The sequence below is a fragment of the Psychromonas aquimarina ATCC BAA-1526 genome, from assembly GCF_000428725.1.
GTDB lineage: Bacteria > Pseudomonadota > Gammaproteobacteria > Enterobacterales > Psychromonadaceae > Psychromonas > Psychromonas aquimarina.
In genome coordinates, this window is sequence record NZ_AUAM01000015.1 from 16,304 (window position 1) to 29,951 (window position 13,648).

At 42.0% G+C, this 13,648-nt stretch carries 14 protein-coding genes; 9 read left to right on the forward strand and 5 right to left on the reverse strand.

The genetic code is table 11. The annotated features are described in order from the left end of the window. The first annotated feature begins 4 nt into the window (after positions 1–4). The 5 genes from G337_RS0106340 to G337_RS27610 all read left to right on the forward strand — a co-directional run bounded on the left by G337_RS0106340 (position 5) and on the right by G337_RS27610 (position 6,270). Entirely contained in the window at positions 5–1,717 is a 1,713-nt protein-coding gene (locus tag G337_RS0106340) for an AAA family ATPase (protein WP_028863141.1), read from the forward strand. Then, positions 1,710–2,537 (forward strand): Dam family site-specific DNA-(adenine-N6)-methyltransferase, encoded by an 828-nt coding sequence (locus tag G337_RS0106345; RefSeq protein WP_028863142.1) that lies wholly within the window; start codon positions 1,710–1,712, stop codon positions 2,535–2,537. Before G337_RS0106340 ends, G337_RS0106345 begins: the two co-directional genes overlap by 8 nt. A gap of 57 nt (positions 2,538–2,594) precedes the next feature. After that, positions 2,595–3,269: a ribulose-phosphate 3-epimerase gene (rpe, locus tag G337_RS0106350; protein ID WP_028863143.1), complete on the forward strand. Its 675-nt coding sequence runs from the start codon at positions 2,595–2,597 to the stop codon at positions 3,267–3,269. Positions 3,270–3,403: 134 nt separating this feature from the next. Then, positions 3,404–4,405: a tryptophan--tRNA ligase gene (gene trpS / locus G337_RS0106355; RefSeq protein ID WP_028863144.1), complete on the forward strand. Its 1,002-nt coding sequence runs from the start codon at positions 3,404–3,406 to the stop codon at positions 4,403–4,405. Between the two features lie 446 nt (positions 4,406–4,851). Beyond that, positions 4,852–6,270, forward strand: coding sequence for an Ig-like domain-containing protein (locus G337_RS27610; protein ID WP_028863145.1), 1,419 nt, complete (start codon positions 4,852–4,854; stop codon positions 6,268–6,270). A gap of 73 nt (positions 6,271–6,343) precedes the next feature. Here G337_RS27610 and gloA read toward each other — a convergent pair whose 3' ends face one another. The 3 genes from gloA to plsY form a co-directional block, all read right to left on the reverse strand. Continuing rightward, positions 6,344–6,748 carry a lactoylglutathione lyase gene (gene gloA, locus G337_RS0106365; RefSeq protein WP_028863146.1) on the reverse strand — a complete coding sequence of 135 codons (405 nt, stop codon included), beginning with the start codon at positions 6,746–6,748 and terminating at the stop codon, positions 6,344–6,346. 92 nt (positions 6,749–6,840) lie between these two features. Further along, positions 6,841–7,266, reverse strand: coding sequence for a c-type cytochrome (locus G337_RS0106370; RefSeq protein ID WP_051303018.1), 426 nt, complete (start codon positions 7,264–7,266; stop codon positions 6,841–6,843). A gap of 91 nt (positions 7,267–7,357) precedes the next feature. After that, complete coding sequence (gene plsY, locus G337_RS0106375) at positions 7,358–7,954, reverse strand: glycerol-3-phosphate 1-O-acyltransferase PlsY (RefSeq protein WP_028863148.1); 597 nt, start codon at positions 7,952–7,954, stop codon at positions 7,358–7,360. 137 nt (positions 7,955–8,091) lie between these two features. Between plsY and folB the strand changes: the two genes are divergently transcribed. Genes folB through G337_RS0106390 form a run of 3 tightly spaced genes read left to right on the forward strand, consistent with a single transcriptional unit; the run spans position 8,092 to position 9,761 of the window. Continuing rightward, positions 8,092–8,445 carry a dihydroneopterin aldolase gene (gene folB / locus G337_RS0106380; RefSeq protein WP_028863149.1) on the forward strand — a complete coding sequence of 118 codons (354 nt, stop codon included), beginning with the start codon at positions 8,092–8,094 and terminating at the stop codon, positions 8,443–8,445. Beyond that, entirely contained in the window at positions 8,445–8,927 is a 483-nt protein-coding gene (folK, locus tag G337_RS0106385) for a 2-amino-4-hydroxy-6-hydroxymethyldihydropteridine diphosphokinase (RefSeq protein WP_028863150.1), read from the forward strand. The genes folB and folK overlap by 1 nt, the downstream gene beginning before the upstream one ends. A gap of 30 nt (positions 8,928–8,957) precedes the next feature. Further along, the gene (locus tag G337_RS0106390; RefSeq protein WP_028863151.1) at positions 8,958–9,761 is read left to right on the forward strand and encodes an undecaprenyl-diphosphate phosphatase; all 804 of its coding nucleotides are present in this window, start codon (positions 8,958–8,960) and stop codon (positions 9,759–9,761) included. Between the two features lie 43 nt (positions 9,762–9,804). Here G337_RS0106390 and G337_RS0106395 read toward each other — a convergent pair whose 3' ends face one another. Both G337_RS0106395 and G337_RS0106400 read right to left on the reverse strand, forming a co-directional pair. Further along, positions 9,805–10,524 (reverse strand): ABC transporter permease, encoded by a 720-nt coding sequence (locus G337_RS0106395; RefSeq protein WP_028863152.1) that lies wholly within the window; start codon positions 10,522–10,524, stop codon positions 9,805–9,807. A gap of 35 nt (positions 10,525–10,559) precedes the next feature. Next, a complete protein-coding gene (locus G337_RS0106400) occupies positions 10,560–11,792 on the reverse strand; it encodes a multifunctional CCA addition/repair protein (protein ID WP_028863153.1) in 1,233 nt (410 codons plus the stop codon). Between the two features lie 76 nt (positions 11,793–11,868). Here G337_RS0106400 and G337_RS28880 point away from each other — a divergent pair, with 76 nt between their 5' ends. Further along, positions 11,869–13,584 carry an AAA family ATPase gene (locus tag G337_RS28880; protein ID WP_169719611.1) on the forward strand — a complete coding sequence of 572 codons (1,716 nt, stop codon included), beginning with the start codon at positions 11,869–11,871 and terminating at the stop codon, positions 13,582–13,584. The last annotated feature ends 64 nt before the right edge of the window (positions 13,585–13,648 follow it).

Genomic DNA, 13,648 nt, shown 5'->3' on the forward strand with positions numbered 1-13,648 from the left:
AGCCATGGTCGAGCGCACGCAAATATCTATTATTTCTCAATTGCAGCTGCTCGACCGACTGCAGCATCTTATCTACCTGTCTTCTTCTTTGATCTTCGTTTCCGGAGAAAAAGGAAGCGGTAAAAGCACACTTGCGCAGCTGCTTTCAAATAAGCTGCCGAATACTATTCAGCAGGTTTATGTGCAGTTAGCGGAATCACTGTCAGATTCACAAATCAGGCAGCAGATATTATCGCAGTTATACGAACAGCCGTTATTTAATCCCCAGGATGATCTGTTCACTTCAATGTCGTTACTGCAAGAAAAACATAATAGCGATGCCGCGCGTTTAATTATACTGGACAATGCGCATTTAGTTTCTTTTGAGCTGTTAACTGAGTTATTACAGGTTATTTCACAAAAAGAGCAGTTTGGTGACAATGAGGTTAATATCTTATTTCTTGCTGATGGTTCTAGCAATCAGCAGATGATGAGTTTAATCAAACAGGCTGAGCAAAAACAATTACGAAAATCTGCCTGTCTGGAGTTTAAATTAGAGCCCTTAGGCAGAGGTGAATCAACCGCCTTATTAAACCATATCTTTAAACAGTTCAGTTATAAGCCGCAAATTGACCACCAGGATGCTTTATTAAAGCAGTTGAGTGCCTGTTCTGGGTCTCCGCAGAAAATAATTCAATTAGCTGAGGAAATAACAGCTGGGACATTAGAAAACAGTGAGCCCTCCTGGCTGAAAGCACGCCTCCCTGCGGTTCTATTAATGCTGTTTATGCTTCTTATTGTCGGCGGTCTTGGTACCTACCTGTATCCGCATTTTATAACTTCAACACCTCCAGCAGTCGATTTTGAAGCAAATATTGAAGTTGAGAGTAAGCTTCTGGACGAAATTACAGACTCTGGGATTACTGCTGGCCAGGAGGTATCAACACCCGATGCTGAAGTTGAGGTACTGGCGGGAAGCTGGTCAAATTCTGAAAAAAAGCAGATAGAAAGCAGCCGCCTGCAGGTTGGGGATAGTGATCAGGCTGATAAACGAGTGACTATATCAGAGCAGCAGATATCAGCCTTGCCTGATTTTAAAGCGCTCCCTTCTGCAAATGAACAGGTTGAAATAACTCAACAGAAGCAAGAGACAAAAGTAGAACAAGTTAATGAAGACGGCTATTTAAGCAGGGACGAACAAGATGCAGGGGGGACTGAACTTTTGCTGTCAGTCGTTACCCCTGTAGAAAAGCAGCAAAGTATTATAAGCAGTGCGGCCGCCACTGTGACTAAAAACGGACAAATTGAAAAGCCGCTCAACAGTGAAATTGTTATAGAAGAAACTATAAAAGCTAAGACAGTTCCAGTCGCTGTCGAAACTGCTCCGGTAAAAGTCCATGATGCAGTTAATAAGCCAGATTATTACTCAGTTTTTACTGCGAGAGAGAGTTTATTTGCTGTAAAACCGTCTTTATACACCTTACAGCTGTCTGGTATGAGCTCAGAGCTAACTCTGCAGCGCTTTATATCTAAGCATCAGTTACCGCGAGAAAATGTTTATCTGTATCAGACTATACGTAATAAAAAACCTTGGTATGTCGTGATTTTCGGACAGTATAAAAGTCTGCAGGAAGCTAGAGCAGCAGGTAAGAAGCTGCCGGGATCACTGGTTAATATGGACAGCTGGGCTAAAAAATATCAATCGGTACAACAGGATTTACGTTTAAATAATGAATAAAAAGAATAGAGCATTCTTGAAATGGGCTGGCGGAAAATTCACTCTGACAGAACAGATCAACCAGCGTTTACCTAAAGGAGGGCGTTTAATTGAGCCTTTTGTCGGAGCGGGATCGGTTTTTTTAAATAGCGATTTCGATGAATATCTGCTTAACGATATTAACCCTGATTTGATTGAAATGTATAAAATAATCAAACGTAAACCTAAGCAGTTTATTCATGATGCCAAATACTATTTCCAAGATAAATTTAATGATGAGAGCACCTATTATCAGCTGCGTGCAGAGTTTAATGCCAGCAGTGATCTTTATCAGCGCTCTTTACTTTTTTTGTATATGAATCGTCATGGTTATAACGGGTTATGCCGTTATAACAAAAGCGGCGGTTTTAATGTTCCATTCGGACGATATAAAAAACCCTATTTCCCTGAAAAAGAGCTGCTGTTTTTTGCTGAAAAAGCCAAAAAAGCGACTTTTATCTGCAAACCCTATCAGAAGTTATTTCACTATCTGCGCGATGATGATGTTTTGTATTGTGATCCTCCTTACGTACCGCTGAGTAAAAGTGCTTCATTTACCAGCTATGCAAGCAGCGGTTTTACTTTAGATGATCAGGCTAATCTTGCTAAACTGGCAAGGGAGTCAAAGTGCAGCGTACTGTTGAGTAATCATGATACGACGTTGACTCAGGAGCTTTACCGGGATGCGCTTTGTGATAAAGTGCAGGTCTCGCGTACTATCAGCAGTAAATCATCAACCCGCCAGCCTGTCGGTGAGTTATTTGCCCTGTTTGCCGCGCAAACTCCTGAAAATAAAAAATAGTCTGTTGGCTTTTGCTTCGGTAGAATAAGCACTCACTTTACATACTGGAAGCAAACCATGACTGATTATTTAATTGCCCCTTCAATTCTTTCTGCTGACTTTGCCCGTTTAGGGGAAGATGTTGAACAAGTTCTGAACGATGGTGCCGATGTGGTGCATTTTGACGTAATGGATAACCAATACGTACCAAACTTAACGATTGGTCCTATGGTTTGTAAAGCGCTGCGTGAATACGGCATTTCTGCACCTATTGATGTGCATTTAATGGTGAAGTCCGTTGATACTATGATTGTGGAGTTTGCTAAAGCCGGCGCATCAATTATTACCTTTCACCCGGAAGCCAGTGAACATATAGACCGTTCACTGCAGTTAATTAAAGACCACGGCTGTAAAGCCGGTCTGGTTTTAAATCCGGCTACGTCGCTTGAAGTATTAACGCATGTAATGGACAAGCTGGATGTTATTTTATTAATGTCTGTAAACCCTGGTTTCGGAGGGCAGTCATTTATTCCCCATACATTGAAAAAACTGCGTCAGGTAAAAGCCTTAATTGAAGCAAGCGGTCGAGATATCCGCTTAGAGGTAGACGGCGGCGTTAAAACTGACAATATTAAAGAGATTGCTGAAGCCGGTGCTGATATGTTTGTGGCAGGATCTGCTATTTTCAGCCAGCCGGACTACAAAACCGTTATTGATGAAATGCGCAGTGAATTAGCCGGCGCCGAAGCTTAGTTCTGATAGAAAACTATCGCACTGATTTATGCTTATAACTATATTGAGTCTGTATTGAGACTCAATCCAGATTGCATTATTGATCAATTTCATAATTATTAAAGCTGCTGTAAAAGCACAGCAAGGAAAGACAAATGACTAAACCAATAGTATTAAGCGGCTGCCAGCCGTCGGGGTCACTGACCATTGGTAATTATATGGGCGCGTTACGTCAATGGGTGCAAATGCAGGAAAGCCACGACTGCCTGTACTGCTTAGTTGATCTGCATGCGATTACGGTACGCCAGGATCCAAAAGCATTACGCAATGCAATTTACGACGGTCTGGCAATGTATCAGGCTGTGGGTATCGATCCGCAGAAAAGTACTATGTTTATCCAGTCTCAAGTGCCAGAACACGCTGAGCTTTCGTGGATTTTAAACTGCTATACCCAGATGGGGGAATTGAACCGCATGACGCAGTTTAAAGATAAATCGCAGAAGAATGTGACTAATATTAATGTCGGCCTGTTCAGTTATCCGGTACTGATGGCTTCTGATATTCTTCTTTACGGCCCGAACCGTGTACCGGTAGGCAGTGACCAGAAGCAGCATCTTGAATTAGCACGTGATATTGCAACACGTTTTAATAATGCCTATGGTGATACTTTTGTTGTTCCTGAGCCGGCTATTCCAGAGCATGGTGCGCGCATTATGAGCCTGCAGGAACCGACTAAAAAAATGTCGAAATCAGATGATAATGTTAAAAACTTTATAGGTTTATTAGAAGATCCTAAAAAAATCTTAAAAAAAATCAAAAGTGCGGAAACAGATTCAGATGAACAGGCACGTATCTATTTTGACACCCTTGAAAAACCAGGGGTCTCAAATTTATTAACTCTGCTTTCCTGTTCAACGGGTAAAACAATTGACAGTTTAATCCCTGAATACGAAGATAAAATGTACGGGCACCTGAAGAAAGATACAGCTGAAGCGGTTGTCACTTTATTGGAGCCTATTCAGGCGCGTTATAAAGAGCTGCGTGAAGATGAAACTGCATTACAGGCGATTGCTCGTGTAGGGGCCGCTAAAGCGCGTGAACGTGCTGCTGTGACCCTGGCTGAGGTTTATGACAAAATCGGTTTCCTGCCGAAATAAGTAAAACAACAAGAAGGCTAAACTTATTAGCCTTCTTTAGCCTTTCTTAATATCACCCCGACTTCCTGTATTTTTTTGCCCAATAAAGTAATTATTTCCAGAATAGAAAACCGCACTTTTAGCGACAATAATAACTATTATAACGGCAGCTCAATACTTGTTGATTAACTGTACGATTTTATTAATACTATTGTGTTTGTTTTTTTATTTATGTTTATTTAAATAATTGTTAAAAAAAGCTGCTTGTGAACAACGAATGCTGCTCAATTTATCTATGTATATACGCTTGGATTTACAGTAAATAAGAGTTCTTCTTAGAATGTATGATGTAAGAAACAATAAATTCAAGCATAAGAGCGTATTTTTACCTTGTCCTTGTTTAGTTTATATTGCATTTATATTATATTGTGCTTTTTTGGCTCTTATATATTTAAAAGGACTTTTGCATGCGATTACAGCCCACTCTTCTTTCCGGATTACTAGCTGGATTACTTTCAGCCTGTGGCGGTAGCCTTGAAGGTGAAACAACAGCAACAACTACACCTTCGACAACAACTACAACAACGACAACAACAAGTGGAGCTGTAAGTACGGCCCCGGTAGTTGATGTTGCAACGGGTAAAGCTTCTTACTTTACGTATGCAGGTGCATCGCCTGAATGGATTACAATTAAAGGTACTGGTGCAGTCAACACTCAAGAAAATTCAACGGTTACATTTAAATTAGTTGATGCAAATGGTGCGGCAATTGTTGGCGAACCGGTAACATTTACATTGCTTATAAAACCTGCTGGTACCATTCTTGATCCAGATACGGTTACTGCTGTCTCTGATGATTCCGGTATGGTCAGTACACTAATAAAATCTGGTGAAGTAGCTGGCCCTGTTAGTATAAAAGTTGTGTCAGACAATAATCCTGATATTTCTAAAACATCAAATGGGTTGAGTGTTTCAACGGGTTATCCGGATCAGGATAGTTTTTCAATATCTATTGATAATTTTTCTCCGGAAGGTTTAGACTACGATGGTGTTGAGGTTGGTGTAACCATTCGATTGGGCGGTGGAGAAGACAATACAGCTATTCCAGATGGAACGGTTGTTAATTTTAGAACTAATGCTGGGAAAATAACGGATGAAACAGGCACGTTATCATATTGTAAAACAGCCGGCAGCCTTTGTAAGGTGAAATGGACTTCCCAACGTCCGCATTCAGATAATGGACGTGCGACTATAACGGCTTACAGCATTGGTGAAGAGAGCTTTACTGATTTAAACAGAGATGGTTTATATTCAGAAGGCGAAGCTTTTATTGATAACCCTGAAGCTTTCTCTGATTATAACAATAACGGTGTTCAGGATGGAACGGAATGGTATTCAGATAAAAATGTTGATCAAAGTTACTCTTTGGGTGATGCGAAGTACACTGGAATGCAATGCCCAGAGAATGCTGATTACTGTAATCGAGACTTAGTTAATATATTTTCGAATGCGGAAATTGTTATGTCAGGGAGCTTTCAGACTTGTAAATTTACGGATTTGTCCGGTGCAGAACTATCAACCGTTGATTTAACAACAGCAACAGGCAGTGAATCGGTAAAAGTCAACGTGTCTGTTTTTGATGACAATAAGAATGTACCTCCATCCGGTTCAACGATCTCTTCGGATATTGGCAATGGAACATTAGCGGGTAAATCGGCATGGACTATTAAAAATTCAGTTGCTCATTCATTTGATTTTATTGCTGAATTCACAAGAGAGGCGGAATTGAATGAACGTACATCAGGCACTGCCACTTTTACTATAACTACACCTAAAGGAAATGAAACTCCTTGTTCTCTTACTGTTATAGATGATCCTAAAGCGTAAAATATATATTTTACAATAATAAAAAAGGAGCCTCGGCTCCTTTTTTATTATCTATAAAGACCGTTATTAAAACTTAACCTAGCCCTTTTCCCGCATCTTTTTTATTGATCAGTTCAATCATATAACCGTCCGGATCTTTTACAAAAGCAATCACTGTTGAACCTCCTTTTACCGGGCCGGCTTCACGAGTAATTTCTCCGCCCATGCTTTTTATCGTTTCGCAGGTCGCATATATATCATCGCATTCAATGGCAATATGACCATAGGCATCACCTAGCTCATATTCACTGGTATCCCAGTTATAGGTCAGCTCGAGTACTGTGGTATCGGCCTCATCACCATAACCTAAAAAAGCCAGTGTATATTTGTATTCATTGTTTTCAGACTGGCGGATTAAATTCATATTTAAAACTTTAGTATAAAAGTCAATGGACTTTTGTAAGTCAGCAACACGTAACATAGTATGTAATAAGCGCATATTAACCTCTAGATATTATTGAAAATTAAATAGTTAAGAAACAAAAAAGCCACCGCAAAGGTGGCTTGAAAAATAAGTATTGGGGCTGTGTTTTAAAGCAGGCCTTTGGTTAAGAACTCGACCGTATCGGCCATTTCTTGATCACTACAGTCTGCACATGTTCCTTTGGCCGGCATTGCATTTAAGCCTTCAAGCGCATGTTTTAATAAGGTTTTCTGGCCCTGGGCTAGGCGAGGCTCCCATGCCGCCGCATCACCTTTTTTCGGTGCGCCGGCTGCCCCCGTTGCATGGCAGGCAACACAGTAAGTGTTATAGATTTTTTCACCATCACGCGGACCGGCAGGCTCCTCTGGTTCTGAGTTTTGAGCTGCTGCAATTTCACCATCTAAATAAACATCACCTACCGGCGCAATACGCTCAGCAATGGCATCTTCTGAAAAATCCTGAGCAAAACTTGCAGTAGTGAACAAACAGATTGTTAAGCCGATCAGCAGGGTGATACGTTTAATAAGATGCACTATAAACTCCAATTTTATGTTGGTAATGATTATGTTGTAAAAATGTTAATTATAACGAGGTTGTTTATAACTACCAATCTCTTTATGGGCATTATTGTTTCCAGTTCACTATTTTTTTCTCTTTGCCTGTTAATAAGCGTCGAATGTTACTGATATGACGAAGAATAATTAACACTGAAAGCATAATTACCGGCGTAGTGAATTCCGGTTTTATAAACTCCACAAAAACTGGTGCCAGGATTGCGGTAACAATAGCAGCTAATGAGGCATAGCCGCTGACGGCGATGGTAAACAGCCAGGTTAAAAGTAGAAGGCCGGTCATATCCATGCCGAGAGGAAGAAGAGTACCGAGACCGGTGGCGACAGCTTTGCCGCCTTTAAACTGGAAATAGGGAGGGAAAATATGACCAAGGCAGGTGGCGATACCTACTAAACCGATTGCAAACGGTGAGTAACCAATAAAATAAGCAAGGTATACGGGAATAGTACCTTTTAACAGATCAAAAATAAGGACCGCGCTGGCCGCCTGTGCGTGGTGTAAGCGCAGAATATTCGTCGCTCCCGGATTTTTTGAACCGTGCGCGCGGGGATCCGGCCACCCTTTTAGCCTGCACAGTAATATTGCGCCGTTCAGCCCGCCGATCAGATAAGCCGCGCTGATAAATAATAAAGTGGTCAGGATAATCATTTGTATTTATTTCTTCTCGATCAGGTAAAATACTGCACTTTAATAAGCTGCTGCTAAAAAGGTCATTGATTACAACCTGATAGTACGTGGATTTTTGTGTAAGAGATAGCGTTTTAAAATAACAAATAGGTTCTTCAATGGATATTGTTTTTATTAAACAGTTAGAAGTTATCAGCACTATAGGTGTTTATGACTGGGAAAAATCGTTACAGCAGAAACTCTACTTTGATTTAGAGATGGCGTTTGATAACAGACCAGCTGCGGCCGATGACGATATAAATTTAGCGCTTAATTATTTCAGTGTATCTGAAACGGTGAATAAGTTTGCCCAAAGCCATCAGTTTGAACTGCTTGAAACAATGGCTGAACGAGTTGCTTCTCTTATTATGGAGCAGTATCCGGTTCCCTGGATAAAAGTAACCCTGCATAAACCCGGAGCATTGCCAAAAGCACAGTCATTAGGTGTGCAGATCGAGCGTGGTACCCGCTAGTGGCACAGGTTTTTATCGGTATCGGTTCAAGCATCAATAAACGCATCAATGTCCGCCTGGGATTGACCTCTTTACGAGCTGAGTTTGGTGATTTAAAGATCTCGCCGCTGTATGAAAGTGAAGCCGTGGGTTTTTCCGGTGTTAATTTTTATAATCTGGTGGTTGAACTGCATAGTGATCTAGATGTTCATGCATTGATTGTTAAATTAAAAGCAATTGAACGAAAGCACGGCCGAGAAGAGAATGCACTCAAGTTTGCACCGCGAACCTTAGATCTGGATCTGCTTTTATATGACCAGCAGATTGATGCTGAGATCGATCTGCCGCGCGCTGAAATAACCAGAAATGCATTTGTATTAAAACCGTTAGCTGAATTAGCACCGCTGTTAATACACCCCGCTTTAGGAAAGACCTACCAGAAACTCTGGCAGGATTACCCGAAAGACAAACAAAAATTATGGAGAGTTGAAGATTTACTTTAACTTTACCCCTGAATAAGAAAGAGAACAAAAATGTCACTGCTTGAGATTGTCGTACTAGCCTTGATTCAAGGTTTAACTGAATTTTTACCCATTTCCAGCTCCGCACACCTGATTCTACCGTCACAGCTGTTAGGCTGGCAGGATCAGGGCTTAGCCTTTGATCTGATACTGAATATCGGCACATTATCAGCTGTATTAATTTACTTCCGTTATGAGGTAATAAAAATGCTGCGGGCCTGGACTACTTCTCTGCGCACCAAGCAGCAGACCCGGGACAGCAAGCTGGCCTGGTGGATTATCTGGTCTACTATTCCTGCCGCTGTAGTGGGCTTTTTAGGCAAGTCACTGGTCGAAACCTATCTGCGCAGCGGTTATGTGATTGCTGTAACGACAGTTATTTTTGGTCTGCTGCTGTGGTGGGCGGATGCTCAGGCTAAGCAGATGAAAACTGAATACCAGACGGGGTTAAAAGGTGCGCTTATTATCGGTTTCGCTCAGGTGCTGGCTCTGATTCCCGGGACATCACGTTCCGGTATCACGATTACCGCAGGTTTAATGCTCGGTTTGACACGAAATGCGGCAGCGCGTTTTTCATTTTTAATGTCCATTCCAATTATTGCCATGGCGTCTGGTTATGACATGCTTAAATTTATATTATCTGACGAATATGTTGACTGGAATGCCCTGTTTTTAGGAGCCGGTATCTCGTTTCTCAGTGCGATTTTATGTATCCATGCATTTCTGATTCTGCTTAATAAAGTCGGCATGCTGCCCTTTGTTATTTACCGTTTAATCCTTGGCGCTACTCTGTTTTATGTACTTGCCGGAGTCTAGGCCCTGGGTTATTTTGTTATAGCAGGCTTAGCCTGCTGTTTCTTTATCTACTGTTTTTGCTCTCACTGTGTCTGCTCAGTATTAAAAACAGTGCTGATGACATGCCTGCTGACGCAAACACCATGCACATCACAACTATCTGATACCTGGCTGCAATAAACGGGGAAGTACCGGACAGGATCTGTCCGGTCATCATGCCGGGCAGGGAAACTAAGCCGACAGCAAACAGGGCATTGGTATTAGGAATAATCGAGGCCTGAAAGGCGGTTTTTCTGGCGCTGATATAATCACAACCCCGCTCTAACTCTGCATAAAAACGTTCTCCGGAAAGGCTGACACTGTTCATACAGCTGGCAAAAATCATGCCTGCCAGGGGAATAATAGACTGTGCCTGATACCAGGGAGCTAATTCCAGCACGCCCTGGCTGATCACCAGCAGGGTAAAGCCTCCCGCCAGCGTTATAGAAAACACAGCCCGTTTTAATAATAATAAACGCAGCTCTTTGATATTACCCAGAGCTATCCAGCTGGAAAACAGCACCATGATCAGCAGCATAGTGACAACAATCCAGACATTGGAATTATCAAAAATATAGCTGAGAAAATATCCGACCAGCAGCAGCTGGATCAGCATACGCGACAAGGCATATAAGGCGAATTTTCCGTTTAATGACCATTTAAACAAAATGCCCAGTACGATTAAAACAGGGATAAAAGCAATAGCCAGCTTATCCAGTGCAATGATTGAAAGTGTATTTTCCATGAATATATATCTTCTAATCTTTTATAAGATGAATATTAAGGGTTCAATACTTCCTGTTTATAAAGGTTAACCGCATCAATGCGTGCCTGCTGGAGCTGCATTTTAATTTGTGCTCCTGCATAACCTTTTTTAATTATATCCTGCACATTTACCTCTGCTGCCGTTTGCAAAGCCTGCCAGATATAGTGTGCATTGGGGTAATCTTTATCTTCAAAACCAGTACGGCCTTTGGTATCTGCAATACAGCATTCCAGCATTTGTAAAAACCGCTGCGGTTTACGCCAGGCATCACATTTATCCATTAATTTAACCAGGGTTGACGCTTTTAACTCAAATGCACTGTGCACCAGCGTATGATGCTCACTGACTAATAATGCTAAATCACGACATTCATTGGGGATTTTAAGGCGTAAGCATAAATCTCGAATTGTCTGCAGACCTAAAACACCATGGCCTCTATGGCTTGGCCAGTTTTCTTTAGGGGTCAGCGCTTTTCCAAGGTCATGCACTAAACAGGCAAAACGAAAAGCAACGGAGTCTGAAAGTTTTACTGACTGCTCAACAACCATCAATGTATGGATGCCGGTATCGATTTCAGGGTGCCACTGTTTCGGTCCCGGGACACCAAATAAACAGTCCACTTCAGGGAATAACAGACGCAGAGCACCGCAGTCACGTAATACCTGAAAATAGATCTGCGGGCTGTCTGTCTGTAATGCTTTTGCTGTTTCAAGCCAGATACGTTCGGCCGTTAAATGATCCAGTTCACCGCTGCTGCTTAGTATCTGCATCAGCTCCAGTGTTTCGGGGGCGATCTTAAATCCAAGTTTATAAAAGCGGGCGGCAAAGCGTGCGACCCGGAGAACCCGGAGTGGATCTTCACTGAATGCGGGGGATATATGGCGTAATGTTTTTGTCTGTAAATCTTCTAGCCCCTTATAGGGATCAAACAATTCATCCTGTTCGGATAACGCGATGGCATTAATGGTCAGATCCCGGCGTAACAGATCATCTTCAAGTGAAACATCCTGCCCTGCGTAACACTCAAAACCGGTATAACCGCAGCCCTGCTTGCGTTCGGTACGGGCAAGGGCATATTCCTCTCCGGTCTGCGGATGTAAAAATACCGGAAAGTCCTTACCAACCTGCTGATAGCCCAGCTGCCGCATATGTTCCGGAGTACTGCCGGTTACCACATAATCGCGGTCTTTGACTGTAAGCTGTAATAGTTTATCCCGAACAGCACCGCCGACTAAAAATACCTGCATTGTTTTCCCTCTTTATTATTTCTTTAACTATTATATGTAATTAACTGTGTTGTCACTATCTTCTTTGGACTTTGCTATGTACCAGGAATTTTTTTCATTAAAAACACAACCTTTTTCTCTCTCTCCGGATCCCTCTTTTCTGTTTTTGAGTGAACGTCACAAAGAAGCGCTTGCACATCTCAGTCATGGATTAGAAGGCCGAGGCGGTCTGGTTCTATTAACGGGAGAGGTCGGTACCGGAAAAACAACTGTCTGTCGTTCGCTGCTTCAGGATCATGCAGAAAATACAGATATCGCTTTTATTTTAAATCCGGCATTAACTGAAGTTGAGTTAATAGAAGCTGTCTGTGATCAGTTTAAAATTGCCTATGATCCGGCTAATGTCTGTTTGAAAACATTATTAGATTTATTAACGGAATGGCTGCTCAATAAGCATCAGCAGGGACATCGAGTTGTTATATTAATTGATGAAGCGCAGCATTTGAGTTTTCTGGATTTACAGCTGTTATCTGTATTAGCAGATATTGAAGCAGATAATAAAAAGGTACTGCAGGTCATTCTGATCGGCCAGACTGAACTGCAGCAGATGCTGAAACAAAGCGAATTTCGCCAGTTAGCACAGCAGATTACAGCCCGTTATCATCTATTAGCGCTGACCCGGCAGGAAAGTGAGGATTATATTAATCATCGCTTAAATGTGGCTGGTGTATACGGGCCCGTTTTTGATAAGAGGGCTTTGTCTGTTATTTTTGAAGTCAGCGCGGGGATCCCGCGAATCATTAATCTGCTTTGCGATCGCAGTCTGCTGTGTGCATATGTACAGAATTCGTTAGCGGTAAACGCCGCTATGGTAAGAACAGCTGGTTTTGAGACTGAATTATTAGTTAAGCAGACTTTTTTCTTTTCTTCTCTTAAATATGTGCCTTTAGTTATTATATTAGTTTGTATAGGTCTACTGACGGTAAAGCTGGCTCCCTATGTTTCTGCCCGCTTTGGCGGTGCTGCAGTAATGGCTGAATCAAGCTCTGTACATATACCTGAATATATTGAAAATATTGAAAAAAGTGTGGGTAGGGAAATAAAACCTCGGCAGCAGTTGAATGCAGCACAGCTCGTTTATGTCACAAATTACTTTAGTGCCGAGACAGCGGCTGACGCTGATAAAGCAGGAGAGTTTAGCGTTCTTCCGTTAGTTGAGGCCGATAAAACAGAGTTCTTTAGTATGCTGCTGGTTGAGGAAAATACAGCTGGGCTGTTTACTGCCCAGGCGGCCGCTGTTACAAACAGCAGTGAGACGGCAGGTATTCAGCCGATAGTAAAGAACAACGCAGAGGCTCTGCCTGTATCAATACAAGTTAATACTGTGCAAGCCGTTATAACAGCAGACAGTGTAGTGAAATCAACCTCTGAATCGAGTCTTGAACAAAAAAAACAACCTGTTGTTGAGGCGCAGAAATCTAGTGAAAGCCAAGCCCTAGAGCAGATGTTTACGCCAAGGGAGCTGCTGCTGGCCGTATCTCCCGGCGCATATACTGTGCAGTTATCTGGTTTTTCCTCTGCTGCCGCACTGCGCCGATTTTTTGTACAGCATAAGCTTCCTCGAGATAACATTTATATTTATCAGACGCTGCGCAAGAATAAACCCTGGTATGTTGTTATTTCCGGTCAGTATCATGGTTTTAAAGTCGCCAGAGAGGCCGCTGAGCACTTGCCGGGTTCGCTGTTTGCTATGCCTTTCTGGATAAAAACATACCGGGATGTTCACAGGCAGGTGCATTTAAATGAACAATAAAAAATTACTGCGTTTGTAATCAGGTGAGGAATAAACAATAACGAGACCGTGCAGGGCAGCTCCT

Coding starts and splice junctions, on each gene's coding strand:
- G337_RS0106340 (WP_028863141.1), top strand. CDS start 5: ATGGTCGAGCGCACGCAAATATCTATTATTTCTCAATTGCAGCTGCTC.
- G337_RS0106345 (WP_028863142.1), top strand. CDS start 1,710: ATGAATAAAAAGAATAGAGCATTCTTGAAATGGGCTGGCGGAAAATTC.
- rpe (WP_028863143.1), top strand. CDS start 2,595: ATGACTGATTATTTAATTGCCCCTTCAATTCTTTCTGCTGACTTTGCC.
- trpS (WP_028863144.1), top strand. CDS start 3,404: ATGACTAAACCAATAGTATTAAGCGGCTGCCAGCCGTCGGGGTCACTG.
- G337_RS27610 (WP_028863145.1), top strand. CDS start 4,852: ATGCGATTACAGCCCACTCTTCTTTCCGGATTACTAGCTGGATTACTT.
- gloA (WP_028863146.1), bottom strand. CDS start 6,748: ATGCGCTTATTACATACTATGTTACGTGTTGCTGACTTACAAAAGTCC.
- plsY (WP_028863148.1), bottom strand. CDS start 7,954: ATGATTATCCTGACCACTTTATTATTTATCAGCGCGGCTTATCTGATC.
- folB (WP_028863149.1), top strand. CDS start 8,092: ATGGATATTGTTTTTATTAAACAGTTAGAAGTTATCAGCACTATAGGT.
- G337_RS0106390 (WP_028863151.1), top strand. CDS start 8,958: ATGTCACTGCTTGAGATTGTCGTACTAGCCTTGATTCAAGGTTTAACT.
- G337_RS0106395 (WP_028863152.1), bottom strand. CDS start 10,524: ATGGAAAATACACTTTCAATCATTGCACTGGATAAGCTGGCTATTGCT.
- G337_RS0106400 (WP_028863153.1), bottom strand. CDS start 11,792: ATGCAGGTATTTTTAGTCGGCGGTGCTGTTCGGGATAAACTATTACAG.
- G337_RS28880 (WP_169719611.1), top strand. CDS start 11,869: ATGTACCAGGAATTTTTTTCATTAAAAACACAACCTTTTTCTCTCTCT.